Source organism: Mesorhizobium sp. M0808, assembly GCF_040320025.1.
GTDB lineage: Bacteria > Pseudomonadota > Alphaproteobacteria > Rhizobiales > Rhizobiaceae > Mesorhizobium.
In genome coordinates this window covers 60,185-83,826 of record NZ_JAMYOX010000026.1, presented here as the reverse complement: position 1 = coordinate 83,826, position 23,642 = coordinate 60,185, and the positions used below count along the sequence as shown (strand labels likewise).

22 protein-coding genes and 1 pseudogene are annotated in these 23,642 nt (G+C 63.7%); 5 read left to right on the top strand and 18 right to left on the bottom strand.

All coding sequences use genetic code 11. The annotated features are described in order from the left end of the window. Positions 1-328 precede the first annotated feature (328 nt). The 15 genes from NKI25_RS24860 to NKI25_RS24790 form a co-directional block, all read right to left on the bottom strand. Complete coding sequence (locus tag NKI25_RS24860) at positions 329-2,695, bottom strand: trimethylamine N-oxide demethylase (protein ID WP_352704671.1); 2,367 nt, start codon at positions 2,693-2,695, stop codon at positions 329-331. A gap of 265 nt (positions 2,696-2,960) precedes the next feature. Further along, positions 2,961-3,590: a sarcosine oxidase subunit gamma gene (locus NKI25_RS24855; RefSeq protein ID WP_352999658.1), complete on the bottom strand. Its 630-nt coding sequence runs from the start codon at positions 3,588-3,590 to the stop codon at positions 2,961-2,963. Beyond that, positions 3,583-6,567 (bottom strand): sarcosine oxidase subunit alpha, encoded by a 2,985-nt coding sequence (locus NKI25_RS24850; RefSeq protein WP_352999656.1) that lies wholly within the window; start codon positions 6,565-6,567, stop codon positions 3,583-3,585. Before NKI25_RS24850 ends, NKI25_RS24855 begins: the two co-directional genes overlap by 8 nt. Further along, complete coding sequence (locus NKI25_RS24845; RefSeq protein WP_023673981.1) at positions 6,567-6,842, bottom strand: sarcosine oxidase subunit delta; 276 nt, start codon at positions 6,840-6,842, stop codon at positions 6,567-6,569. The genes NKI25_RS24850 and NKI25_RS24845 overlap by 1 nt, the downstream gene beginning before the upstream one ends. A 17-nt stretch (positions 6,843-6,859) precedes the next feature. Continuing rightward, a complete protein-coding gene (locus NKI25_RS24840; protein WP_023673982.1) occupies positions 6,860-8,113 on the bottom strand; it encodes a sarcosine oxidase subunit beta family protein in 1,254 nt (417 codons plus the stop codon). A gap of 35 nt (positions 8,114-8,148) precedes the next feature. Continuing rightward, on the bottom strand, positions 8,149-9,456 hold the full coding sequence (gene glnT, locus NKI25_RS24835) for a type III glutamate--ammonia ligase (protein WP_352634393.1): 1,308 nt from the start codon (positions 9,454-9,456) through the stop codon (positions 8,149-8,151). A gap of 33 nt (positions 9,457-9,489) precedes the next feature. Continuing rightward, entirely contained in the window at positions 9,490-10,818 is a 1,329-nt protein-coding gene (locus NKI25_RS24830; RefSeq protein WP_023673984.1) for an FMN-binding glutamate synthase family protein, read from the bottom strand. 6 nt (positions 10,819-10,824) lie between these two features. Next, positions 10,825-11,487, bottom strand: coding sequence for a GltB/FmdC/FwdC-like GXGXG domain-containing protein (locus NKI25_RS24825; RefSeq protein WP_245274607.1), 663 nt, complete (start codon positions 11,485-11,487; stop codon positions 10,825-10,827). A 94-nt stretch (positions 11,488-11,581) separates the two neighbouring features. After that, complete coding sequence (locus tag NKI25_RS24820; RefSeq protein WP_352755439.1) at positions 11,582-12,475, bottom strand: class II glutamine amidotransferase; 894 nt, start codon at positions 12,473-12,475, stop codon at positions 11,582-11,584. Between the two features lie 84 nt (positions 12,476-12,559). Next, on the bottom strand, positions 12,560-12,892 hold the full coding sequence (locus NKI25_RS24815) for a hypothetical protein (protein ID WP_352621137.1): 333 nt from the start codon (positions 12,890-12,892) through the stop codon (positions 12,560-12,562). Next, positions 12,889-13,578, bottom strand: a complete 690-nt coding sequence (locus NKI25_RS24810; RefSeq protein WP_352704677.1) for a hypothetical protein — start codon at positions 13,576-13,578, stop codon at positions 12,889-12,891. The genes NKI25_RS24815 and NKI25_RS24810 overlap by 4 nt, the downstream gene beginning before the upstream one ends. Before the next feature lie 291 nt (positions 13,579-13,869). Further along, positions 13,870-15,270 (bottom strand): APC family permease, encoded by a 1,401-nt coding sequence (locus NKI25_RS24805; RefSeq protein ID WP_352999653.1) that lies wholly within the window; start codon positions 15,268-15,270, stop codon positions 13,870-13,872. Between the two features lie 15 nt (positions 15,271-15,285). Next, positions 15,286-15,447 (bottom strand): hypothetical protein, encoded by a 162-nt coding sequence (locus tag NKI25_RS24800; RefSeq protein WP_023673991.1) that lies wholly within the window; start codon positions 15,445-15,447, stop codon positions 15,286-15,288. A 16-nt stretch (positions 15,448-15,463) separates the two neighbouring features. Beyond that, positions 15,464-15,841, bottom strand: coding sequence for a hypothetical protein (locus NKI25_RS24795; protein WP_352621143.1), 378 nt, complete (start codon positions 15,839-15,841; stop codon positions 15,464-15,466). Positions 15,842-15,852: 11 nt separating this feature from the next. Continuing rightward, on the bottom strand, positions 15,853-16,140 hold the full coding sequence (locus NKI25_RS24790) for a hypothetical protein (RefSeq protein WP_023673993.1): 288 nt from the start codon (positions 16,138-16,140) through the stop codon (positions 15,853-15,855). 287 nt (positions 16,141-16,427) lie between these two features. On the opposite strand from NKI25_RS24790, the gene NKI25_RS24785 reads away from it, so the two are divergent. Genes NKI25_RS24785 through NKI25_RS24770 form a run of 4 tightly spaced genes read left to right on the top strand, consistent with a single transcriptional unit; the run spans position 16,428 to position 20,184 of the window. Beyond that, entirely contained in the window at positions 16,428-17,561 is a 1,134-nt protein-coding gene (locus NKI25_RS24785) for an aminomethyl transferase family protein (RefSeq protein WP_352621145.1), read from the top strand. A 14-nt stretch (positions 17,562-17,575) separates the two neighbouring features. Further along, on the top strand, positions 17,576-18,172 hold the full coding sequence (locus NKI25_RS24780; protein ID WP_023673995.1) for a dimethylamine monooxygenase subunit DmmA family protein: 597 nt from the start codon (positions 17,576-17,578) through the stop codon (positions 18,170-18,172). Continuing rightward, positions 18,169-19,134 (top strand): PDR/VanB family oxidoreductase, encoded by a 966-nt coding sequence (locus NKI25_RS24775; RefSeq protein WP_352704679.1) that lies wholly within the window; start codon positions 18,169-18,171, stop codon positions 19,132-19,134. Before NKI25_RS24780 ends, NKI25_RS24775 begins: the two co-directional genes overlap by 4 nt. A gap of 9 nt (positions 19,135-19,143) precedes the next feature. After that, positions 19,144-20,184 (top strand): heme-dependent oxidative N-demethylase family protein, encoded by a 1,041-nt coding sequence (locus NKI25_RS24770; protein ID WP_352621149.1) that lies wholly within the window; start codon positions 19,144-19,146, stop codon positions 20,182-20,184. A 139-nt stretch (positions 20,185-20,323) separates the two neighbouring features. Here the strand turns inward: NKI25_RS24770 and NKI25_RS24765 are convergent. Together NKI25_RS24765 and NKI25_RS24760 are read right to left on the bottom strand one after the other, a co-directional pair. Further along, a pseudogene (locus NKI25_RS24765) lies at positions 20,324-20,693 on the bottom strand (endonuclease domain-containing protein). Positions 20,694-20,852: 159 nt separating this feature from the next. Further along, positions 20,853-21,572 (bottom strand): helix-turn-helix domain-containing protein, encoded by a 720-nt coding sequence (locus tag NKI25_RS24760; protein ID WP_352452528.1) that lies wholly within the window; start codon positions 21,570-21,572, stop codon positions 20,853-20,855. A 259-nt stretch (positions 21,573-21,831) separates the two neighbouring features. Between NKI25_RS24760 and NKI25_RS24755 the strand changes: the two genes are divergently transcribed. Further along, on the top strand, positions 21,832-23,190 hold the full coding sequence (locus NKI25_RS24755; protein ID WP_352999650.1) for a trimethylamine monooxygenase: 1,359 nt from the start codon (positions 21,832-21,834) through the stop codon (positions 23,188-23,190). Positions 23,191-23,216: 26 nt separating this feature from the next. Here NKI25_RS24755 and NKI25_RS24750 read toward each other — a convergent pair whose 3' ends face one another. After that, positions 23,217-23,456 carry a hypothetical protein gene (locus tag NKI25_RS24750; RefSeq protein ID WP_352621153.1) on the bottom strand — a complete coding sequence of 80 codons (240 nt, stop codon included), beginning with the start codon at positions 23,454-23,456 and terminating at the stop codon, positions 23,217-23,219. Between the last annotated feature and the right edge of the window lie 186 nt (positions 23,457-23,642).

The window sequence follows — 23,642 nt, the reverse complement described above, 5'->3', positions numbered from 1 at the left end:
GTTCAAGGAGCGCTACGGCATGCGGCGCCTGCGCTTCTTCAACCTCGCCGCCAACCGCACGCAATGCATACTAGCCGCCTGCGCCTACAATCTGCGGACCATGGTCGGCGCCCTCTATCCACCTGGCGGAAAGCCGGCATGAGGAGGAGTCTGTCTAAAATCGGCCTAAAATCGGCGGATCGGCCGGTCATGCCGGTCGATGCCATACCAAGCCGTCGAAAACTGCTTTCCCGGCCATCAAAAAAGCCCCATTAACTCACCAACCAGGATTTCGCTTCCCCGTGCAAAGCCCTCACAAGGGGAGAAGGGAAGAACCAGGAAGCGTCGGTCAGGAGCGCGGCCTGTTCTTTTGCGGGTCGTAATGGGCGAAGGCGACGACGCGCGCCGGCAGCCGCTTGCTGTGGCCGTCGAGCTTGCCGATCTCGACCTCGGTGCCGATCGCCGAATGCGCGACGTCGAGCCTGGCCAGCGCGATGGTCTTGTTCAGCACCGGCGAGCGCATGCCGGAGGTGACGACGCCGATCTGGGCCCGGCCGACATGCACGCAATCGCCGTGGCCGACCGCGATATTGGCGTCGATGTCGAGGCCGACCAGCTTCTTCTGCGGGTTTTCCTTGCGCCGGATCAGCGCCTCGCGGCCGATGAAATCGTCGCTCTTGGTCTTCAGCGGTACGGTGAAGCCGATGCCGGCCTCGAACGGATCCGTCTGGTCGGAAAACTCGTGAGCAGCAAAGATCAGCCCGGCCTCGATGCGCACCATATCGAGCGCCTGCAGCCCCATCGGCTTCAGGCCGTGCGGCTGGCCGGCCTGCCAGATCGCGTCGAAGACCTTTTCGGCGTCGCGCGGATGGCACCAGATCTCGTAGCCGAGCTCGCCGGTGTAACCGGTGCGCGAGACAACGACCGGAATGCCGTTGCCGCCGCCGATGCGGGCAACGGCGAAACGGAACCATTCGAGTTCGTCGATCGACGGCTGCAGCGGCGAGGTCCAGATGATCTGCCGCAGGACGTCGCGGCTTTTCGGCCCCTGCACGGCAACATTGTGCATCTGGTCGGTCGACGAGCGCACCAGCACGTTGAGGCCGAGCTTTGTCGCCGTCTCGCGCAGCCATTCGCCGGATAGATCGTCGCCGCCGACCCAGCGGAAATTATCCTTGCCGAGCCTGAGCAGCGTGCCGTCGTCGATCATGCCGCCATGCTCGTAGCACATGGCGGAATAGACGACCTGGCCGACGCCGAGCTTCTTGATGTCGCGGGTCAGCGTGTATTGCAGCAGCGCCTCGGAGTCCGGCCCGGTGACCTCGAACTTGCGCAGCGGCGACAGGTCCATGATCACGGCGTCCTGCCGGCAGGCCCAGTATTCATCGATCGGGCCTTGCCTGGCGAAGGAATTGGCCAGCCAATAGCCCTTGTACTCGACGAAGTTGCGGGTGTGCTTGGCAAAGCTCGAATGAAAGGCGGTCTCGCGGGTCATTTTCGGTTCCGAATCGGGCGTCATGCGTCTGGCGATCGCTCGCGAGAATTTGTGCTGGCCGGGATAGGTTCGCACATGGATGTCGGTCAGGTTCCAGCCATTGGCCGGCGTCGTATCGTCGGGGCAGGCGGACGAGGCGCAGACGATGTCCGTGAGCGCCCTGAGTAGCACATAGTCGCCCGGCCGCGACCACGGCTCGTCCGATACCACGACGCCATGCGCGTCGATGGCCGTGTTGAAGAAGAAGTTGATCGCCATCCAGCCGGCGCGAGGCGTGACACCCTTGTCGGCCAGCGCGTGGTTGAAATTCTCCGAGCAGTTGGGATGGCCGGGATAACCGATGTCGTCGTAATATTTGGCCGCGCAGGCGAGCGCGAATGCATCGTGGCGGCCGCAAGTGTCCTGCACAACCTCGACCAGCGGCTCCATGTCCTGGTCGTAGTATTTCGAGTGCAGACCGGGCATCGGATAGCTCGAACCCATCAGCGTGCGCGTCGTCGTCACGTCGAGCGGATGATCGCGGCCCTTGTCCAGCTTGCGCGCCGAAAAGCACTGGAAGTCGGTGCATTGGCGCCCGTCGACATCGATGATCTGCAGATAGTCGCCCGCCTTGACGAAGTAGGCCTCCGCCGTCGCCGAATGGACGCGCAGGTCGAGCACGGGATCGGCCAGCGGGTCGGCAAGCCTGGATTTCGCCGCAGGGCGGATGGTGGCGCGGCGGACGATGACGCTAAGCGGCGTCGCCGTATCGTGGCCGTCGACCAGCATCGGCCCGCCGGGCGCGGCAATCAGCATCGACCCATCGCGGGCGACGGTAAAAGCCTGTTCGGTACCGGCAGGGGTGGCGCCGCCGAAAACGCGAACCGCCTTCGCCTGGTCGAGCTGCACCTGGCGCCGCTCGAGCCCCCGGCGCAAGGATGCGAGGCTGTCGTCGCCTTCGGCCAGCAGCGCCTTGATGCCGGCGGCATTGCTGTTCGATTTCTCGCCGAGAATGCCGGGATCGGTCGCGTCGCTGCTGTCCCATGCCAGCAGCTCGCAGGCCTGCCCGCCCTCGACATCGCGCACGGTGACAATGTCGCCGGCCTCGACCTCGATCAGCATCGCGCCATTGCCCTGAACCGAGTAGCGCTCCATCCCGGCCGGCAGCGTAATCTGGCCTGGCCGCAGGATCAGGCTCGGCCGGGGCGGTCCGGCGACGACGGGGTAGGGCGACTGGCTCATCTCAACCTTGGTTTCGAGAAACAAGTTTGCCTGTGTGTAAAATTATTTTAGCGGGAAGAATAGCAGGGGGATCGGGTTTGGCAAGGTGAAGGTGGCACAAGCTCCCCCTTCTCCCCTTGTGGGAGAAGGTGTCGCCGAAGGCGACGGATGAGGGGTGTCCCAGGGAACGCCAGCCTCTCACTCCGCTGGAACACCCCTCATCCGTCTCGGCGTTGCGCGCCGATCCACCTTCTCCCACAAGGGGAGAAGGGAAGACGCGCCAAGGCTATGCCAACTCCTCGTTGTGGCTGATCTCGACGCCATACTCGGCGGCAGCGTCCAGCATCGTATGCCACAGGCTTTCCGCGAAGGTGGCGAACACCAGAAGATTGAACACCGCCTGTCCGTCCGGCCGGTCATTGCCACGCCAGAGATTGATGCTGGTGTGATCGACCGAGGTCGCCGCAGCGGTGCCGGCCGGGAACGCCGCGGGGTGCAGGTCTAGCGACGACAGTTTGGCCAGCATCGCGCGCGCCTTTTCTCCGGAAACGCTGATCAGCGCGCGGGCATGCGACTGGTCGGACAACGAGGCGGATTGCGCAAACGCCTGGCTCAGCGGTTCGCTCGGGTGCTTGCCGCCATTGGACAGGACCAGGAGCTGATCCGGTCCCGACCAGATCAGCGTAGCGTCGGGAGTTTGGGTCGCCTTGGGCGTTTCCGGGGCGGCAACGCCGAAGCGGGTTTCGGCGGCCTTCCCCAGTTCTGCCGCTTTGCCGCGCCGCGCCATCACCTGGATCAGGTCGAAATTGCGGATCTCGGTGAGCGATACGCCGGCCGCCGTGCCGCGCGCGCCATAGGCGCCGACAACAAGCGCTTTCTCCAGCGGACTGCGGGCAATCCAGGAAAACTCAGCCACGCTGGCGCCCTCCATCCGGATCGTAGAAGACGGGACTGCACAGCTCGACGTCGTAGTCTTCGCCGCGCAGCGGGTCATGCGCATGGACGATTTCGCCGATGCGCTCGCGCCCGCGCTCAACCAGTGCCAACCCAATCCACTGGTCGAGCGTCGGCGAGAAGCAGACCGAGGTGACGTAGCCCTGGTCGTTATCGGGACCGGGCGTCTCGCCCTTCGGGATGATATGCGCGCCGGAACGCAGGCGGCGCGTCTTGTCGACCGGCTTGATGCCGACCACGACCTGGCGGTCCGGCGCAATCAGCGCCTCGCGCCCGGCCATGACGCGGCCGATGAAATCTTTCTTGCTGGACATCATCTTGCCCAACCCGAGGTCGGCGGCGGTCGTCGTGCCGTTCAGCTCCGGGCCGGCGACATGGCCCTTTTCGATGCGCATGACGCCGAGCGCCTCGGTACCGTAGGGCGTAACGCCGAACGGCTTGCCGGCCAGCATCAAATTGCGCACCAGCGCCTCGCCATAGCGGGCGGGAACCGAAATCTCGAACGCCATTTCGCCCGAAAACGAGATGCGGAACAGCCGCGCCTTGATGCCACCGCGAAGCGCGACTTCCCGCGCCCCCATGAACGGAAAACCTTCGTTCGACAAATCCTCGGACGGAGCGACGATTTCCCGGAGCAGGTCACGGGTCTTCGGCCCGGCGATCGAGAATTGCGCCCACTGGTCCGAGACGGATGTCAGCTGAACGTCGAATTCGGGGAACAGCACCTGCCGGCAGAATTCGAGATGCTGCATCACCAGCCCGGCCTTGGCGGTGGTGGTGGTCAGGAAATAGTGGTCCTCGGCCAGCCGTGACGTCGTGCCGTCGTCATAGACGATGCCGTCCTCGCGCAGCATCAGCCCGTAGCGGGCTTTGCCGACGGCGAGACTGGAGAAGGTGTTGATGCGGACGCGGTCGAGAAAGGCGCCGGCATCCGGGCCGTGCACGTCGATCTTGCCGAGCGTCGAGACATCGCAGAAGCCGACGCCGGAGCGCACCGCCTTGACCTCGCGGGTGACCGATTCCAGCCAGTCCTTTTCGCCGGCGCGCGGATACCATTGCGCGCGCTTCCACAGGCCGGTGTCGACGAAGATCGCGCCCTGTTCGGCCGCCCAGTGATGCGATGGCGTCAGCCGCGTCGCATGGAAATTCTCGTCACGGTGATGGCCGGCGAAGGCGCCGATGGCGACCGGCACATAGGGCGGGCGGTAGATCGTCGTGCCGGTTTCGGGGATCGATTTGCCGCTGATTGCCGCCATGATGGCGAGACCGGCGACGTTCGAGGTCTTGCCCTGGTCGGTGGCCATGCCGAGCGTCGTATAGCGCTTGAGATGCTCGACCGATTCGAAACCTTCGCGCTGCGCCAGTTCGATGTCGGACGCGGTCACGTCATGCTGGTAATCGACGAAGGCTTTCCCTTTGCCGGCCACATACCAAAGCGGCGTCAGCGAAAACGCCTCGCTGTCGGCGACCGGCGATGTGCCGGCATTGCCGCTGCGTCCAGCACTCTGCGCTGCCGCAGCACCCGCGGCAAAGCCCTGGCGCAGGCAGTCGCCCAGCCCGAAGGCGCCGTTGGCGGCGCCGGCGGCCACCATGCCGGGCGGCGCACCATCCGGCACGAAGGCTGCGATATCGTCCTGCCATTTCGGCCGGCCGCGATGATAGGAGGTCAGCCCGACCGCCGGATTCCAGCCGCCGGACACGGCAAGCCCGTCGGCTTCGACTTCCGCCCGTGCGCCGCCGGTCAGCGCCACCACGATTTTCCGGACCCCGTCCTTGCCGCCTTCGACGCCGCTGACCGAGCCGTTGAGCACGGCAAAGCCGCCTTTGGCGGCAAGCGCGCGATGCGCGGCGGAGACGTCCGGGCGCGCATCGACGACCGCCGCGATCTGCAAACCGGCGCCAAGCGCGGGCTCGACCGTGCGCCAGCCATCCTCATTGTTGGTGAACAGCGCGATCCTCTTGGCAGGGGTAACCGCGTAGCGCGCGACATAGGTCCGCATAGCCGAAGCCATCATCACGCCCGGCGTGTCGTTACCGGCAAAGACGATCGGCCGCTCGATGGCGCCGGCGGCGACGACGCAGCGCTTGGCCACGATCCGCCACAGCCGCTGGCGCACCTGGTGCTCGGGCGGCGAGGGCAGGTGGTCGTTGACCCGCTCGATGGCGCCATAGGTGCCGCCATCATAGACGCCGAACAATGTCGTGCGGGTCATGATGCGGACATCGGGCAGTGCGGCAAGTTCGGCCAGCGTGCGCGTAATCCATTCGGCCGCCGGCGCGCCGTCGATCATGCCGCCGTCGGCGAGCAGACGGCCGCCAAGCGCAAAATCTTCCTCGCACAGGATGACGCGGGCGCCGCCGCGCCCGGCCGCCAGTGCCGCAGCCAGCCCGGCCGGGCCGGACCCGGCAATCAGCACGTCGCAATGCGCCCACGCCTTGTCGTAATGGTCGGGATCGGCGACGCCTGCAGCGCGGCCGAGGCCGGCGGCGCGGCGAATCGTTGGCTCGTAGATCGTTTCCCAGAATTTCGCCGGCCACATGAAGGTCTTGTAGTAGAAGCCGGCGACGAAGATCGGCGCGAACAGCTGATTGACCGCCATCAGATCGTGGCGCAGCGACGGCCAGCGGTTCTGGCTGGCGGCTTCGAGCCCGTCATAGAGTTCGGCCGTGGTCGCCTTGGTGTTCGGCTCGCGCCGCGCTCCGCTGCGCAGTTCGACCAGCGCGTTGGGCTCCTCCGAACCAGCGGTCAGGATGCCGCGCGGTCGATGGTATTTGAAAGAGCGGCCGACCAGCTTGACGCCATTGGCGATCAGCGCCGAGGCCAGCGTGTCGCCTTGGAAGCCGGCAAAGCTCTTGCCGTCGAAGCGGAAGGCCAGCGGCGCGGCGCGATCGATGAGACCGCCGCTCTCCAGCCGATGTATCTGCGCGGAGCCAACCATCAGGCGCCAACCTTGGCGGCACCAACGCCGGCCGCCGGCTCGACGGAGGAAATCTCATGCCTCAGCGTGTTGCGGGCGACCTTCAGCCAGGCCCGGCAGCCGCCGCCATGGTACCAGTATTCGCTCATCGGCCCGGCGATGTTGTCGCGCAGATAGACGTAGTCGAAGACCTCGTCTTCGGTGGCGCCGGCCGCCGGACGCACCGGCTTGGCGTCGCCCAGATAGGTGAACTCGCCGAGTTCGCGTTCGCCGCAGAAGGGACAGACAATGCGCATGCTTCTTCAGCCAGCCTTCAATGCAGGTTCGGTTGGGCGCCCTGGCCCTTTTCGTCGATCATCGCACCTCGCCGGAAGCGGTCGAGACGAAAGCGGGCAGCCTCCTTGTGCGGCTCGTCGCGCGCCAGCAGATGAGCAAAGACCAGGCCGGAGCCGGGCGTCGCCTTGAAGCCGCCATAGCACCAGCCGGCGTTGAGATAGAGCCCGTCGACCGGTGTTTTGTCGATGATCGGCGAGCCGTCCATCGACATGTCCATGATGCCGCCCCACTGACGCAGAAGCCGTATCCGGCCGATCATCGGCATCAGCGCCATGCCGCCTTCGCAGACGTCTTCCATGACAGGCAGATTGCCGCGCTGGGCGTAGGAATTGTAGCCGTCTATATCGCCGCCGAAGACCAGGCCGCCCTTGTCGGACTGGCTGACGTAGAAATGGCCGGCGCCGAACGTCATGACATTGGGGATCAGCGGCTTGATCGCCTCGGAGACGAAGGCCTGCAGCACATGGCTTTCGATCGGCAGCCGCATGCCGGCCATCGCCGCGACGCGCGACGAGGAGCCGGCGACCGCCATGCCGACCTTGGCCGCGCCGATCCTGCCGCGGCTCGTCTCGACGCCGGTCACCTTGCCGCTTCCATCGCGGACAAAGCCGGTCACCTCGCAGTTCTGGATGATGTCGACGCCGAGCGCGCTCGCCGCATGCGCATAGCCCCAGACCACGGCGTCGTGGCGCGCCGTGCCGCCGCGCCGCTGCAAAAGCCCGCCTTGCACTGGAAAGCGCGCATCGTCGAAGTTCAGGAACGGCATCATCTTCCTGACCGCCGCCAGATCGAGCAGTTCGGCATCGATGCCGTTGATGCGCATGGTGTTGCCGCGCCGCGCATAGGCGTCGCGCTGCGCGTCGGAATGGTAGAGGTTGATGACGCCGCGCTGGCTGACCATGGTGTTGTAGTTTAGGTCCTGCTCCATCCGCTCCCACAGCTTCATCGACAGCTCGTAGAAGCCGGTATTGCCGGGCAGCCCGTAATTGGAGCGGATGATGGTGGTGTTGCGGCCGGCATTGCCGGAGCCGATCCAGCCCTTTTCCAGCACGGCGACATTCCTGATGCCGTATTCGCTGGCGAGGAACCATGCCGTCGCCAGGCCATGGCCGCCGCCGCCGATGATCACCACGTCGTAGTGGCTCTTTGGGCTGGCGTCGCGCCAAGTGCGCTGCCAGTTCTTATGGCCGGAAAATGCCGCCCGGGCGAGGGAGAAGATCGAGTATTTCATGAACCTGTTTCGCGCCGGCGTGCAACAATTCCGGATCAGATGTCGAGCGTGTGGTCGCGCTCCCACTGGGTGAAGTGGGAAGCATAGGAATTCCATTCCTGCTGCTTGAGCTTTAGATAGGCCGACGAGAATTCCTCACCCAGCGCCGCCTTGAGCGATTTGTCGTTGTCGAACTCGCGCAACGCGTCGAGCAGGTTGAGCGGCAGCTTCGGCGCCCCTTCGACCGTATGGCCGAACTGGTACATGTCGATGTCGTAGCGCCGGCCGGGATCGGCCTTCGAGCGGATACCGTCGAGCCCGGCGGCGATGATCACCGCCTGCAGCAGATACGGGTTCGCCGCGCCGTCGGGCAGGCGCAGCTCGAAGCGGCCGGGGCCGGGTACGCGCACCATGTGGGTGCGGTTGTTGCCCGTCCAGGTCACCGTGTTCGGCGCCCAGGTGGCGCCGGAGATGGTGCGCGGTGCGTTGATGCGCTTGTAGGAATTGACCGTCGGGTTGGTGATGGCGGCAAGCGCGGACGCATGTTTCATGATGCCGCCGAGGAAATTCCTGCCCTTGGCCGACAGGCCGAGCTCCATCGCATTATCGGCAAAGACATTGGTCTTGCCGTCTTTGTCCCACACCGAGATATGCGCATGGCAGCCATTGCCGGTCAGGCCCTGGAAGGGTTTAGGCATGAAGGTTGCGCGCAGGCCGTGCTTTTCGGCGACCGATTTCACCATGAATTTGAAGAAGGAATGCTTGTCGGCGGTCGCCAGCGCATCGTCGAAGGCCCAGTTCATCTCGAACTGGCCGTTGGCGTCCTCGTGGTCGTTCTGGTAGGCGCCCCAGCCGAGCGCCAGCATGTGGTCGCAGATCTCGGCGATCACATCGTAGCGGCGCATCACCGCCTGCTGGTCGTAGCAGGGCTTCGACGCCGTGTCGTATTCGTCGGAAATCGTCTTGCCATCCGGCGAGATCAGGAAGAATTCGGCCTCGACGCCGGTCTTGATGTGCATGCCGTCGCCGGCCGCCTCCGCGATCAACCGCTTCAGCGTGTTGCGCGGCGCCTGCTCGACCGATTTGTCGTCCATGATGCAGTTGGCGGCGACCCAGGCGACCTCCGGCTTCCAAGGCAACTGGATCACCGAGGCCGGATCCGGCACCGCCAGCATGTCGGGATGCGCCGGCGTCAGGTCGAGCCAGGTGGCAAAGCCGGCAAAGCCGGCACCGTCCCGCTGCATGTCGGCGATCGCCTGCGCCGGCACCAGCTTGGCGCGTTGCCCACCGAACAGGTCGGTGTAGGATATCATGAAATATTTGACGCCCTTCTCCTTGGCGAAGGCGGCGAGATCGTTCCCCATTATAGTTCCTCGCTTACTGGCATTTGGTTTGTTTTAGAAGCCGTTCTTGCCCGGTATCCAGTTGGTGCCGGCCAGCGGCACGCCGGCCATGGCGGCGGCTTCGATCGTCAAGGCGACAAGATCCTCGGGCTCGAGATTGTGCAGGCTGTTCTTGCCGCAGGCGCGTGCGATTGTCTGAGCCTCAAGTGTCATCACCTTAAGATAATTCGCCAGCCGCCGTCCGGCCGCAATCGGATCGACCCGTTTCATTAGCTCGGGATCCTGCGTGGTGATGCCGGCCGGGTCGCGACCCTCGTGCCAGTCGTCATAGGCGCCGGCGGTGGTGCCGAGCTCGTTGTATTCCGCCTCCCAGCGCGGGTCGTTGTCGCCGAGCGCGACAAGCGCTGCCGTGCCGATCGACACCGCGTCGACGCCCAGCGCCAGCGCCTTGGCGACGTCGGCCCCGTTGCGTATGCCGCCTGAGACGATCAGCTGCACCTTGCGGTGCATGCCGAGATCCTGCAGCGCCTGCACCGCCGGCCTGATACAGGCAAGCGTCGGCTGGCCGACATTTTCAATGAACACTTCCTGGGTCGCCGCAGTGCCGCCCTGCATGCCGTCGACGACGACGACATCGGCGCCCGATTTCACCGCAAGCGCGGTATCGTAATAGGGCCGCGCGCCGCCGACCTTGACGTAGATCGGCTTTTCCCAGTCGGTGATTTCGCGCAGTTCGAGGATCTTGATCTCGAGGTCGTCCGGCCCGGTCCAGTCGGGGTGGCGCGAGGCCGAGCGCTGGTCGATGCCTTTCGGCAGCGTGCGCATTTCGGCGACGCGGTCGGAGATCTTCTGGCCGAGCAGCATGCCGCCGCCGCCTGGCTTGGCGCCCTGGCCGACGACAACCTCGATCGCGTCGGCACGGCGCAGATCGCGCGGGTTCATGCCGTAGCGCGACGGCAGATACTGGTAGACCAGCGTCTTCGAATGGCCGCGCTCTTCCTCGGTCATGCCGCCGTCGCCGGTGGTCGTCGAGGTGCCCGACAGCGTCGCGCCACGGCCGAGCGCTTCCTTCGCCGGGCCGGACAGCGAGCCGAAGCTCATGCCGGCAATGGTGATCGGGATTTTCAATTCGATCGGTTTTTTCGCATAGCGCGAGCCGAGCACGACGCTGGTGTCGCAGCGCTCGCGATAGCCTTCGAGCGGATAGCGCGAGATCGAAGCACCGAGGAACAGAAGGTCGTCGAAATGCGGCAGCTTGCGCTTGGCGCCGGCGCCGCGGATGTCATAGATGCCGGTCGCCGCGGCGCGGCGGATCTCGGAAAGCGTGTAGTCGTCGAAGGTCGCGGATTTGCGCGGCGTCGTCGGCGGGTTGCGATAGGTCATTGAGCCTCAATACGCGTCGGCGTTGTCGATATTGAAATTGTAGAGGGTACGAGCCGAGCCGTAGCGCTTGAACTCCGCCGCCTTGACGCCGGTCACGCCGGCGCGGTCGAGCAAGCCTTGCAGCAATTCGAGATGCTCGGGCCGCATCTCCTTGGCGATGCAGTCGGCGCCGAGGCTTTCGACCTTGCCGCGCACGAAAAGCCGCGCCTCGTAAATGGAATCGCCGAGCGCATCGCCGGCGTCGCCTAGCACCACGAGGTTGCCGGACTGCGCCATGAAGGCCGACATGTGGCCGATATTGCCATGGACGACGATGTCGATGCCTTTCATCGAGATGCCGCAGCGCGACGACGCGTTGCCTTCGATGACGAGCAACCCGCCCCGGCCGGTGGCGCCGGCGTACTGGCTGGCATCGCCTTTGACGACGATCTGGCCGGACATCATGTTCTCGCCGACGCCGGGCCCGGCCGAGCCATGCACGGTGATGGTGCCGCCGTCGTTCATGCCGCCGCAATAATAGCCGACGCTGCCGCGCACATCGATGGCGACCGGCTGGTCGACGCCGACAGCGACCGAATGGCTGCCTCGCGGGTGGAGCACCTCCCAGGCGGTCTCGTTCGAACCGGGCGCCAGATCGTGCAGCGCCTGGTTGAGCTCGCGCAGCGACATTTCGGCCAGGTCGAAGACCCGCGATGCCTGGCCCAGCTCGCGCGCGGCCTTGGAGAGGTTGCCCGTATTGAAGGCATTGCTTGCCGGCATTGGTTCAATGCTCCCAGAAATAGACGGTTGCGGGCTCGGGTTCCCAGACCTTCGCATTGTCTATGCCGGGCAGTTTGGTGAGCGCACGATATTCCGAGCCGAAGGCGACATACTGGTCGGTTTCGGCCATTACGGCGGGCTTGCAGGCGATCGGATCGCGCACCACGCCGAAGCCGTTCTTGGTGCCGACGACGAAGGTGAAAAAGCCGTCGAGATCGCTCAGCGTGCCTTCCAGCGCCTCGCCCAGATTCTTGCCATGCGCCATCTGCGAGGAGAGATAGGCGGCAGCGACCTCGGTGTCGTTCTCGGTCTCGAATGTCATGCCTTCGCGGATCAGCTCGCGGCGGACATTGTTGTGGTTGGATAGCGAGCCATTATGCACCAGGCACTGGTCGGCGCCGGTCGAGAACGGATGCGCGCCCATCGTCGTCACCGCCGATTCGGTCGCCATGCGGGTATGGCCGATGCCGTGCGTGCCGGTCATCTCGCGGACGCCGAAACGGTCGACGACCGCTTCCGGCAGCCCGACTTCCTTGTAGATTTCGACGACGTCGCCGGCGCCCATGATGCGGATGTCGGGGCGCAGCGTCTGGATCGCCTCGCGCGCTTCGTCGATCTTGGCAGGCATTGTCCGGACCACGGCATGCGTCGACTTCGCAGCAATGCTGACCGGCGCGCCGATCGCCTTGGCGAGTTCGGCGTCGAGGCCGCGGAAATCGCGCTCCGGCTTGGCCGACTGGATGGTGATCTTGGCTTCACTGGAGGGCGCGCCATAGATGGCGATGCCGGCGCTGTCGGGACCGCGATCGCTGAGCGAGATCAGCATCTCCGACAGCATCGCGCCAAGCTGGGGCTCGAGCGACTTGTCCTTCAAAAACAGTCCGACGATTCCGCACATGTCAGCCTCTGCGAGTTTGTTCCCTCCGAGATGTATCGAATGAGTCCCGGGAATTCAATTGGTATGAAAAAAATTTTCCTGTCGTTATATATCGGCTGAGGCGCTGCCGGCCGCACTATCGCTGCGCTGGCCGCGATTGTGAACCCATTTGGCATAGCGGATGCGGGCGATCTTGTAGGCATCCAGGATCGACAGGGCATAGATCAGGAAGCCGCCGGCATGGCGTCCGACGAAGCCGGCGTCGGGCGGCGCGATCTTGGCGGTGACCCAGGCGAGGATCACAATGAAGAACAGGAATTGCAGGCCGCGCACCGGCACCCCGAGCACGACATGCCCGCTCGCCGGCAAGACGATCGCAGCGCCCAGAACCAGATAGGGGCTCGGTGGTGCGGGGGAGGTGGTGATCTGGCTGGTCATGCCGCTTGCCGTTCGCTTTGATTGATGGCATCGCGCAGCGCCGAAGCCGACGACAGCAGCCTCTCGATCAGCACCGGATCGAGCCTGACCGTGCCGAATTCGGCTTGCCGGAATACGCCGTAGCGCGCCCGCTCGGCCTCGGCCAGAAGCCAGACGATGCGCACGCCGTTCGGCGTGATCAGCAATTCCTTGGCGCGCTCCTCGGCAAAGATATCGAGGTGGCCGGCGATGACGGCTTCGGGGAAGCGCACGCCCTTGCGGTCGCTCCGCAGCACCGCCTCGGCCGGAAACCCCGCCGCCTTCGGCAGCGTATGGACGAGATGATCGAAATTGGAAAAAGTCGTCGGCGATCCCGGCCGCATCATCATATCGAAAGTGCCTGGTATCGCGACCTTTTCGGTGATCGAAACGCTCAGCCAGCGCGCCGGCAGCTTCCTGATCGCCAGCGTGTCGACGATGGTCCGCACCTGCACCCGCCGGCCGTTCCACGAGCCGGCGAAGGTAACGACGCCGGCAGTGCCGTCCGAGACGTTGGCCGCGTCGGGGATGACGGCGCGGACGCCGGCTTCGTCGGCGGCAAGCCCGGTCGAAGCCTTGGCGCGGCTGGCCCGCGCAAGCCAGGCTACGTGGAGGACGAGAGCCAGGGCAACCGCCCCGGCGAGCGACGCTGAGATCATTTCAGACATCTCGTCATGCACAGGCGCGCCCCATTCTGGGGCAGGGCTCTTGTATAGGAAGTCCCCCTCATCCGGCCGCGGAGCCTGTCCTCGGGCTTGCCGGAGGCAAAACCCGTGGGCGGCCACCTTCTCCCCGCTGGGGAGAAGAGCCTGGCATCAACGCCGGCGATCTCCTCTCCCCTCGGGGAGAGGTCGGATTGCCCCGAATTGCCCTTCGCAATTCGGTTGGCAATCCGGGTGAGGGGGCATTTTCCCATATGCGATTGCGCTGCGTTTTGGGGTGAGCCTCCTTTACTCCTGTCAGTAGCCCTGCGGCTTCGGCCACGGCATGGTGAACTGGGCACCACGGCGCACGAATTTGTAGCGGTAGAAGTGGAACCACAGCGAGATCAGGAAGTAGAAAGCGACCATGGCGATCAGCTGCGAGCCGAAGCCGAGGAAGATCGCAAAGAAGGTGACCACGCAAAGGCAGAACAAGACGATAGCCGGCAGCGGATGGAACGGATGGGTGTAGCCGCGGCGGATCGAGCCGAGCGGCCACTTTTTCCTGAACATGATGATGTTGATGCTCATGAAGGTGTATTGCAGCACGCCCGACAGGATCGAGAAGGTGATCGCCTGGTTGAGGTCGGCGATGAAGGCGAAGGCGAGCGCGATCGGCAGCAGGAACAGGATCGAGCGATAGGGCGTGCGGTATTTCGGATGCACCGCCGAGAACCAGGTCGGCAGATAGCGGTCGCGGCCGAGCGAAAACCAGGCGCGCGCGGCGTCGTTGATGCAGCCATTGGCGGAGGCGAGCGCGGCAAGCAGCGTCGCGATGAACAACAGGTTTTCCAGCAGCGCACTGCCGGTCAGCTTTCCCGCGTCCCAGAGCGGGTACGGGGTGACGCCGAGATATTCCCAGGGCATCAGCGAGGCGCAGACATACCAGGTCATGGCGGCGGCGATCAAAAGCGTGATCATGCCGGCCATCGTGCCATAGGGCAGCGAGCGCGCCGGCGAGCGCACTTCCTCGGCGGACTGCGTGGTGCCCTCGATGCCGAGATAATACCAGATGCCGAACTGGAAGGCGGCGATGACGCCGATCCAGCCATAGGGCAGCGCATTGCCGGGGGTGACTAGGTCGTTGAGCTTCAGCACGGCGCCTTGCGTCCACGGGCTGACCGAAAAGAACAGGATGACGATGGAGACGTAGGCAATGGCGGTGATGACGAAATTGACGTTGAGCGTCATCAGAACGCCGCGATAGTTGAGCCATGCCAGCACGACGATAGTGGCGGCGATGAAGGAGTTGTAGCTCATCCCTTCGACGCCGGCCTTGGCGACGATTGTTTGGCCGAGCAGTATCGCGTCGGAGACTTCGAGCATGGTATAGGCAAAGACCAGGAACAGCGCGACGTTGAAGGCCATCAGCGGCCCGACGATGTGCTTGGCCTGGGCATATTGGCCGCCGGCGGCGGCGACCGTTGAGGTGACCTCGGAATCGATCATGGCGACGGAGGTGTAGAGCAGGCCGACGATCCAGCAGACCACCAGTGCGGCGAGCCCGCCGCCCTTGTCGGCGGAGAAGTTCCAGCCGGTGAATTCGCCGACCAGAACGATGCCGACACCGAGCGCCCAGACATGGGCGGGGCCGAGCACCCTGAGCAGTGAAACCCTGTCGCCTTGCACTTGCACCGCTGGTTCAGCCGTGATCGTCATCGTTCAATCCCCCACTCATATCCGGTGTTTTTCGGACACGGCTTCAAGTTCGCCTTCCCTGGACGAGGTCAGCATCTCTTCGGAATAGGTCGTGTCGATCTTGAACCAGTCGTAGAGCATCCACAGCGCGAGCACGATCGAGATGCCCCAGCATGCGTAAGAGAGTGCCACCCACATGACGATGCTTCCCTATCTATTTGTCGCCGAACTTTTCGTCGATGACGTCACGGTATTCGCGGTCCGATGCGCGGAACAGAAAGATGAAATAGCCGCTCAGCACCGCCGCCATGATGATCAGCGTCGGCCAGTCGATGATGTAGTGGAACCGGTTCTGGATGATGTCGTGCGCGGTTTCCGGCGTGTAGCCGAGCTTTTCCCAGATCGAGGCCATGGTCGGGTTTTGTCCGAGCGCTTCCCACGTCTTGGCGTCGAGCGCGTCGATGGATTTTGCCGCCCCTGCCAGCCCTAGTTTCAGCGGCAGCCACAGCGCGACGAAAATCGCGACCACGACGACGGCGATATCGAAAACCTGTCCGGCCTTGCTCTGTTCGGGCGGTGTATAGCGGGCCATGCGTCTCCCCCTCAGGACTTGCGGTTGCGGTAGGCGTCGGCATTCTTGATGTCGAGGCCGTAGATGAAGTCCTTGTCTTCCTTGTAGTGGTTGACCATCGCCAGGATCGCGGCCGTGTTGAAGATCAGCACGGCGGCGGCGGCGACCGCGACGACGAGCTTGATGCCGGCGTCGGGGACGTATGGCCATGTCATGAACAGGACAAAGAGGATCGTCGCCCACAGGCAGACGATCAGGAGCATGGATCCACGCACGTCGGAACGGTACAACGCTTCCACGCGCTGTTGCAGGTCGGACATCGGCTTTCCCCTTTTTCAACGCCGGTCCGGATTGGCCGGTCATTGCCCTCTTTCAAGAGAGTGAAATTTTTTTCATAAAATCCGGCCGAATTCTGGAATTGTCAAGACGATTTTACGCGACGTTAACCGTTTGTTTGGGCTCGCCGGATTTGCCTGACAATGAAATTATTTGCTTACGGGTATTGCAGGCTCCCGGCGTTTGCGATCAATATTCAAGGCAACGCTCCCGCCTGTGTGCAGGGAGCAGGGGAAAGCAAAAAAGTTTCTTTCGAACGGAGGACCAGCGGATGACGGCATCCTGGAGATTTTCGACGCTTGCGGATCGCCATCGCGCGCTCGGCTCGAAGCTCGAGGACTGGAGCGGCATGGGCACCGCCTGGACCTACGACAAGGACGCCGACGAAGAGTATATCGCCATCCGCACCAAGGCCGGCCTGATGGACGTGTCCGGCTTGAAGAAGGTCCACATCACCGGGCCGCACGCCTCGCACCTGATCGATCTGGCGACGACGCGCGACGTCGAAAAGATCTATCCCGGCAAGTCGGCCTATGCCTGCATGCTCAACGAGGCCGGCAAGTTCACCGACGACTGCATCCTCTACCGCACCGGCCCGAATTCCTGGATGGTCGTGCATGGCTCGGGCACCGGCCATGAAGAGCTGCAGCGCGCTTCCGTCGGTCGCGACGTGTCTCTGCGCTTCGACGACAATCTGCACGACCTTTCGCTGCAGGGGCCGCTAGCCGTGGATTATCTGGCAAAGCATGTGCCCGGCATTCGCGACCTCAACTATTTCCACCACATGCAGACGCAATTGTTCGGCTTCCCGGTGATGATCTCGCGCACCGGCTACACCGGCGAGCGCGGCTACGAGATCTTCTGCCGTGGCCAGGACGCCGGAACGATCTGGGACAGGATCCTCGACGAGGGCAAGAGCGCCGGCATCATCCCGTGCCGCTTCACCACGCTCGACATGCTGCGCGTCGAGAGCTATCTGCTGTTTTACCCCTACGACAATTCGCAGAAATACCCGTTTGAGAACGAAGGCCCGGGCGACACACTGTGGGAGCTTGGTCTCGACTTCACCGTCAGCCCCGGCAAGACGGGCTTTCGCGGCGCCGAGGAACACTACCGCCTCAAGGGCAAGGAGCGCTTCAAGATCTTCGGCGTGCTGCTCGAAGGCAGAGAGCCGGCCGACGAGGGCGCACCGGTCTATCGCGACGGCAAAAAGGTCGGCGTGGTGACCTGCGCAATGTATTCGCCGCTGGTCAAAAAATCGATGGGCATCGCCCGGCTCGAGGTCGACTGCGCGGTGCAGGGCACCAGGCTCGAGATCCGCAACAAGAGCGGCGCCATCAGCGCAATCGCCGAGCCGCTTCCTTTCGATGATCCGAAGAAGACCAAGCGCACGGCGAAAGGCTGAGGCATACTGCGGGTATGGCAGCGAAAAGCATCATCAGCCGCCCGGTCTATGGGACCCTGTCTCCGCAGCCTGGCAAGCATCATCTTTTCATAGCGGATGCAGAAGGAGCGCTGGCGATTGCCGATCTGGCCGCCAAGGCACCGGCGGATTTCTTCGGCGGCGCCCACATCATCTTCATTCCCGGCCGCGACGGCAAATACGCCGATGCGCTCGAAGCCCTGAAGCCGGCGCAGTTCTACCTCGGCCATTCCTTCGCCAGCGCCCTGCCGCGGCTGAAGCAGACGCTGGCCAACGCGCATATGGGCCTCAGGCTCTACCTTGCCGGCACCGAAGGGCTGATCGGACAGGCCATGCAGGCGGCGCTCGAAGCCGGCATCGACCACACCTCGATCCAGACCGAGCATCGCGGCTCGCTGGCGCGCCGCATGCAATGCGTCCACTGCAAGGGCATCACCGAGAACGTGACGACGCAGCCGGCGACCTGTTCGCATTGCGGCCTGCTGCTTCTGGTGCGCGATCATTATTCGCGGCGGCTCGCCGCCTTCCAGGGCGTCTGCATCAATGCCGAGGACCGCAGCGAAATTCCTCCGATCGAGGAGGTCTTTCGATGAGCACCGGCACCACCAAGCTCGATGTCCTCGTCAGCGATGTCGTCCCGGTCAACGAGCTGGTGACGCGCTTTCATTTCCGCCGGCGCGACGGCGAGCTTTTGCCGACCTTCTCCGGCGGCGCCCATGTCGTCGTCGAGATGCGCGATGGCGAACGCACCAGGCTCAATCCCTATTCGCTGATGGGCTCGCCGCTCGACACCCGCGAATACACCATCTCGGTGCGCCGCGACGACGCCGGCCGCGGCGGCTCGCTGTTCATGCACAGGCAGGTCAGGCCGGGCACGGAGATGGTGGTCAGCTATCCCGTCAACCTGTTCTCGCTCGATCTGCGCGCCAGGAAGCATCTGATGCTGGCCGGCGGCATCGGCATCACCCCGTTCATGGCGCAGACCGCGCAACTGGCGGCGGAAGGCGGCAATTTCGAATTGCATTACACCTGCCGCACCGCCTCGCTCGGCACCTATGCCGACCTGCTGAGAGAGCGCTACGATCGCCGGGTCAGGCTCTATCACGACGACCGCGACGAGCGCGTCGATCTCGACCGGCTGCTGTCGTCGCAGCCGCTCGGCACGCATCTCTATGTCTGCGGTCCGTCCGGCATGATCGGCTGGGTGCGCGAGCGTGCCGCCGCCCTCGGCTGGCCTCGCGAGACCGTGCATTTCGAGCATTTCGCGGCCCCGCAGCCCGGCGCGCCCTTCGACGTGACGCTGGCGCTCAGCGGCAAGACCATCCGTGTCGACGAGCAGCAGAGCCTGCTCGAGGCGATCGAGGCGGCCGGCGTCGATCCGCCCTATCTCTGCCGCGGCGGCGTCTGCGGCCAGTGCGAGACCAACGTCATTTCGCATGACGGCAAATTCATCCACAACGACCACTGGCTGAGCGAGGAAGACCACCGTTCGGGCTGCAAGATCATGCCCTGCGTCTCGCGCTTCGAGGGCCGGTCGCTGGTGCTGGAAAGATAGGAGGCGAGCTTGGGCATCACCTTTCGCAAGGAAACGTTCCGCGACGACTTCACCTTCAGGAACAGCCCCGAGCACATCAGGCGGTTCCCGTTCCCGTTCCATGAAGACAGCTACATGTATGCCGTCAACATCGAGCCGCATGTCGTCGGGCCGAAGGGCAGCGTGCTGGAGAATTTGATCGACGTCGACGAGCACTATGTCGCCGAGATGCAGGACCGCGCTTTGGTGCTGGCCGAGGATCCGCTGCGCTGCCAGTCGCTGCCGCACATGACGCTGGCCGGCTGGGATCTGCTCGAGCTTTTGATGGAGCAGCAGGCGCTGGGCTATCCCGAGCATTTCACGCTGACGCGCGATGGCGACCGCTGGCGCTGGATCAACCGGCCGCTCGGCATCGACGACAGCTTCACCTTCGGCGACGTCTCGACGCTGCCCTATGGGCCGATGGAATACATTACCCGCCAGAGCCAGGGCGATTTCTGCATCCTCGACCAGCGCGACGGCAATCTGTGGATGGATGCCGGCATGGTCACCACCCAGGCCGACTGGTCGCTCGATTTCGACATCGGCATGAACTTCTTCGAATGGCACGCGCCGGTGCCGCTGGCGCATGAGAAGGGCATCTTCGTCCGGGCACTGAAGTTCCTCACCAACATCCAGCAGGGCAAGCCGGCGCGCCGGCTGAACTGGACGATGACCATCAATCCGCGCCTCGATACCAGCCCGGAAAATTACCACAAATGGGGTCCGGACCGCGCCACGGTGACGCCGGAAAATGTCGGCGACAAGGTTCATCTGCGCGTCGAGCTGCAGAGCTTCTGGCGGCTGCCGCGCTCGAATGCGATCGTCTTCCCGATCCGCTGCTACCTGATCAAGATGGACGAGCTGGTGACGCAGCCGAAATGGGCACGGCGCCTGCACCGCGTCATCCGCGACCTTCCCGACGAACTCGCCGCCTACAAGGGCCTGACGCGTTACCGTGCGACATTGGTCGAGTGGCTGTCGAAGTTGGATGACGGCAGTGCGACGTCGGTGGGTTTTGGGCCTGATTGAGTTTTTCCTGCTGATATTTGCGCTGCCCTCTCAAGCTGCCAATCTTCCCCCCAAGAGGGGGAGATGCCCGGCAGGGCAGAGGGGGGCGCCGTAGAGCGCCGGCCTTCCCACAATGCCCACTCCACCGCTTCGGCGAAGATCACGACGCGCCAGCCAGCCCAGCCACAATCACGATATGCTGGCAGACATTGTTGATATCGCGGATAACGTCATCATTCCAGAAGCGAAGGCTGGTCCAGCCCAGCGCTTCGAGCTTTGCGGTTCTTGCAGCGTCTATCCGACGCTTCGGCCTCAGCGTGCTGGGAACTGTCGAGCTCCACGATCAGCTTTTTGTCCGGGCATGCAAAGTCGACGATATAGCCGGCGATAGGCATCTGGCGCCGAAACCCCAGTCCCATCAGCCTGTGCGCCCTGATCTCGTTCCAGAGCTTCAGTTCGGCATCGGTCATCACCTTGCGCATCCTGCGCGCATTGCGGCGATTGTTGGCGGGTACTGGATTATGCGTCATCGCGGTTCGCCCCCCTCTGTCCTGCCGGACATCTCCCCCTCAAGGGGGGAGATTGGATGTCACCTCAGCTTTCGCCAATCGCCAACGCTGCAAAAGAGGCGTCGTCGGCGAAGCTGCCGATCTCCCCCCACGAGGTCCCACGAGGGGGAGATCGAACTCTCACCCCGCGCTTTGCGGGTAGCAGATGATCGACAGATAGCGCATCGGCAGAACGCTCAGCACTTCCGGTCCGTGCGGCGCATCGGCGTCGAAGAACAGGCTGTCGCCGGGCTTCATCGGGTAGAGATTGCTGCCGTGCCGGTAAACCACCTCGCCCTCGAGCATATAGAGGAATTCCATGCCCTCGTGCTGGAAGGTCGGAAACACGTCGGAATCCTCGGTCAGCGTGATCAGATAGGGTTCCACGACGACGCCGCTGGTGTTGGAGCCGATATGGCCGAGCAGATTGTACTGGTGGCCGGCGCGCGTGCCGCGGCGTTCGACGTCGAGGCCTTCGCCGGCCTTGACGAAGACGGCACTGCGCTCTTCCTCGAAGCGGCGGAAGAATGCGGTGACGGGAACGCCGAGTGCCCGCGACAGCGCCTGCAACGTGGTCAGCGACGGCGAGGTGATGCCGTTCTCGATCTTCGACAGCATGCCAAGCGAAATGTCGGTGGCGGCAGCCAGATCGGCGACGGTGATGCCGAGCTTCTTGCGGAATGCCCGCACCTCGCGGCCGATCGCGACCTCCAGCACTTTTTCGCGGGTGTCGCGAATGGCGTGCGGGTTCTGGGTGAGCGGCGCGCGTATCTTGCGCGGATCGATTGCAGCGACCGACGGCTTGGCTTTGGCGGCGACGACGGCCGCAGCGGGCTTTAGACTGGATGCTTTTTTCGCCATGTTGCCACCCCGGACCTTGCCGATTCATTTCACTCACGGTGAACATATTCGGTGCCGATACAGAAGCGCAACTGCCACGGCAAGCCACCCGTGTCGAATTGCGCAATGTCCGGATTTCGCCCGAGCTACTGCGTCGCTTGGAAATCCAGCTGGGCGAAGCGCGGTTTCGCGACAAGCCCTGTTGACAGCATCGAAGGGGCAATTACTGTCCTGTCAGTGAAATTTGTTTCGTTAGGGAAATGAGATCGGGAGGCCCGCAATGAAAGATCGTGTTGCCGTCATCGGAGCCGGGCCGTCCGGCATGGCCCAGCTCAGGGCCTTCAAGTCGGCCGCTGACGAGGGCGCCGATATTCCCGAGATCGTCTGCTTCGAAAAGCAGTCCGACTGGGGCGGCCTGTGGAACTACACCTGGCGCACCGGCCTCGACGAGCACGGCGATCCGGTGCACGGCTCGATGTACCGCTATCTCTGGTCGAACGGGCCGAAGGAATGCCTCGAATTCGCCGACTATACCTTCGAGGAGCATTTCGGCCGGCCGATCGGCTCCTATCCGCCGCGCGCCGTGCTGTGGGACTACATCAAGGGCCGCGTCGAAAAATCCGGCGTGCGCCAATGGGTGCGCTTCAACAGCCCGGTGCGCATGGTCACCTTTTCCGAAACGACAAAAAAATTCACGGTCACCGCGCATGACCGCACCAGCGACGTCACCTACTCGGAAGAGTTCGACAATGTCGTCGTCGCCTCGGGCCATTTCTCCGTGCCCAACGTTCCCTATTTCGAAGGCTTTTCGACCTTCAACGGCCGTATCCTGCACAGCCACGATTTCCGCGACGCGATGGAATTCAAGGGCAAGGACATTTTGATCATCGGCCGTTCCTATTCGGCCGAGGACATCGGCTCGCAATGCTACAAATACGGCGCCAGATCGATCACCTCCAGCTACCGCTCGAAGCCGATGGGCTTCAAATGGCCGGACAATTGGAAGGAAGTGCCGCTGCTGCAGAAGGTCGTCGGCAAGACCGCGCATTTCAAGGACGGCAGCACCAAAGACGTCGACGCCATCATCCTGTGCACCGGCTATCTCCACTCCTTCCCGTTCCTCACCGAGGATTTGAAGCTGAAGACCGCCAACCGTATGTGGCCGGACGGGCTCTACGAGGGCGTCGTCTGGGAGAAAAACCCGAAGCTGTCCTATATCGGCATGCAGGACCAGTTCTACACCTTCAACATGTTCGACGCGCAGGCCTGGTTCGCCCGCGACGTCATCATGGGCCGCATCAAGCTGCCCTCGGCCGAAGCGATGGCCGAGCACGGCCGGAAATGGCGGGCACGTGAAGAAACACTTGAAGACGCCGAGCAGATGATCTGGTTCCAGGGCGACTACACCAGGGAGCTGATGGAGCAGACCGACTATCCCGGCTTCGATGTCGAGGCTGTCAATCAGACCTTCATGGAGTGGGAGCACCACAAGGCGGAAGACATTATGGGCTTCCGCGACCACGCCTACCGCTCGCTGATGACCGGCACGATGGCGCCGCTGCACCATACGCCCTGGCTGCAGGCGATGGACGATTCAATGGAAAGCTATCTCGAGGTGAAGGGCGTGGCGGCGGAGTAAGCAGTCCGAACGGCGATTGACTTGCCTCAGTTAACTTCCCGCGCCGGGTCGGCTGCCAGCGCCACGGAATTTGCGACGTGCTCGAGGTGCTCCTCGCTCAGGATGCTGGTCGCGACGCGCACGGCGCTGGTCTTTCCGGTCGAAAACTTCGCCCCGGCATGGACCGCGATGCCGTGTGCGGCCAGCTGGACGTCGACCGAAAACATTATCCCGACAAGTGTTGTCGACGGGGGGCCGATCGGCACTCCCGCCGCAACAAGCCTCATGTGGTTTTCTCGCGGCCGGGCCGATTTAGGGTGCTCGCGTATATGTGAATCTTCGCGATATGGGCGAGCACCTCGGCCTTGCTTGGCCCGCGAGCTATGACAGCCCAGTCGGTTGAGGACGGGCGGGTATCCTTTCCAAATGAACGAGACATGGTCTGATCTCCTGTGGTTTCGGTTGCGAAGCGT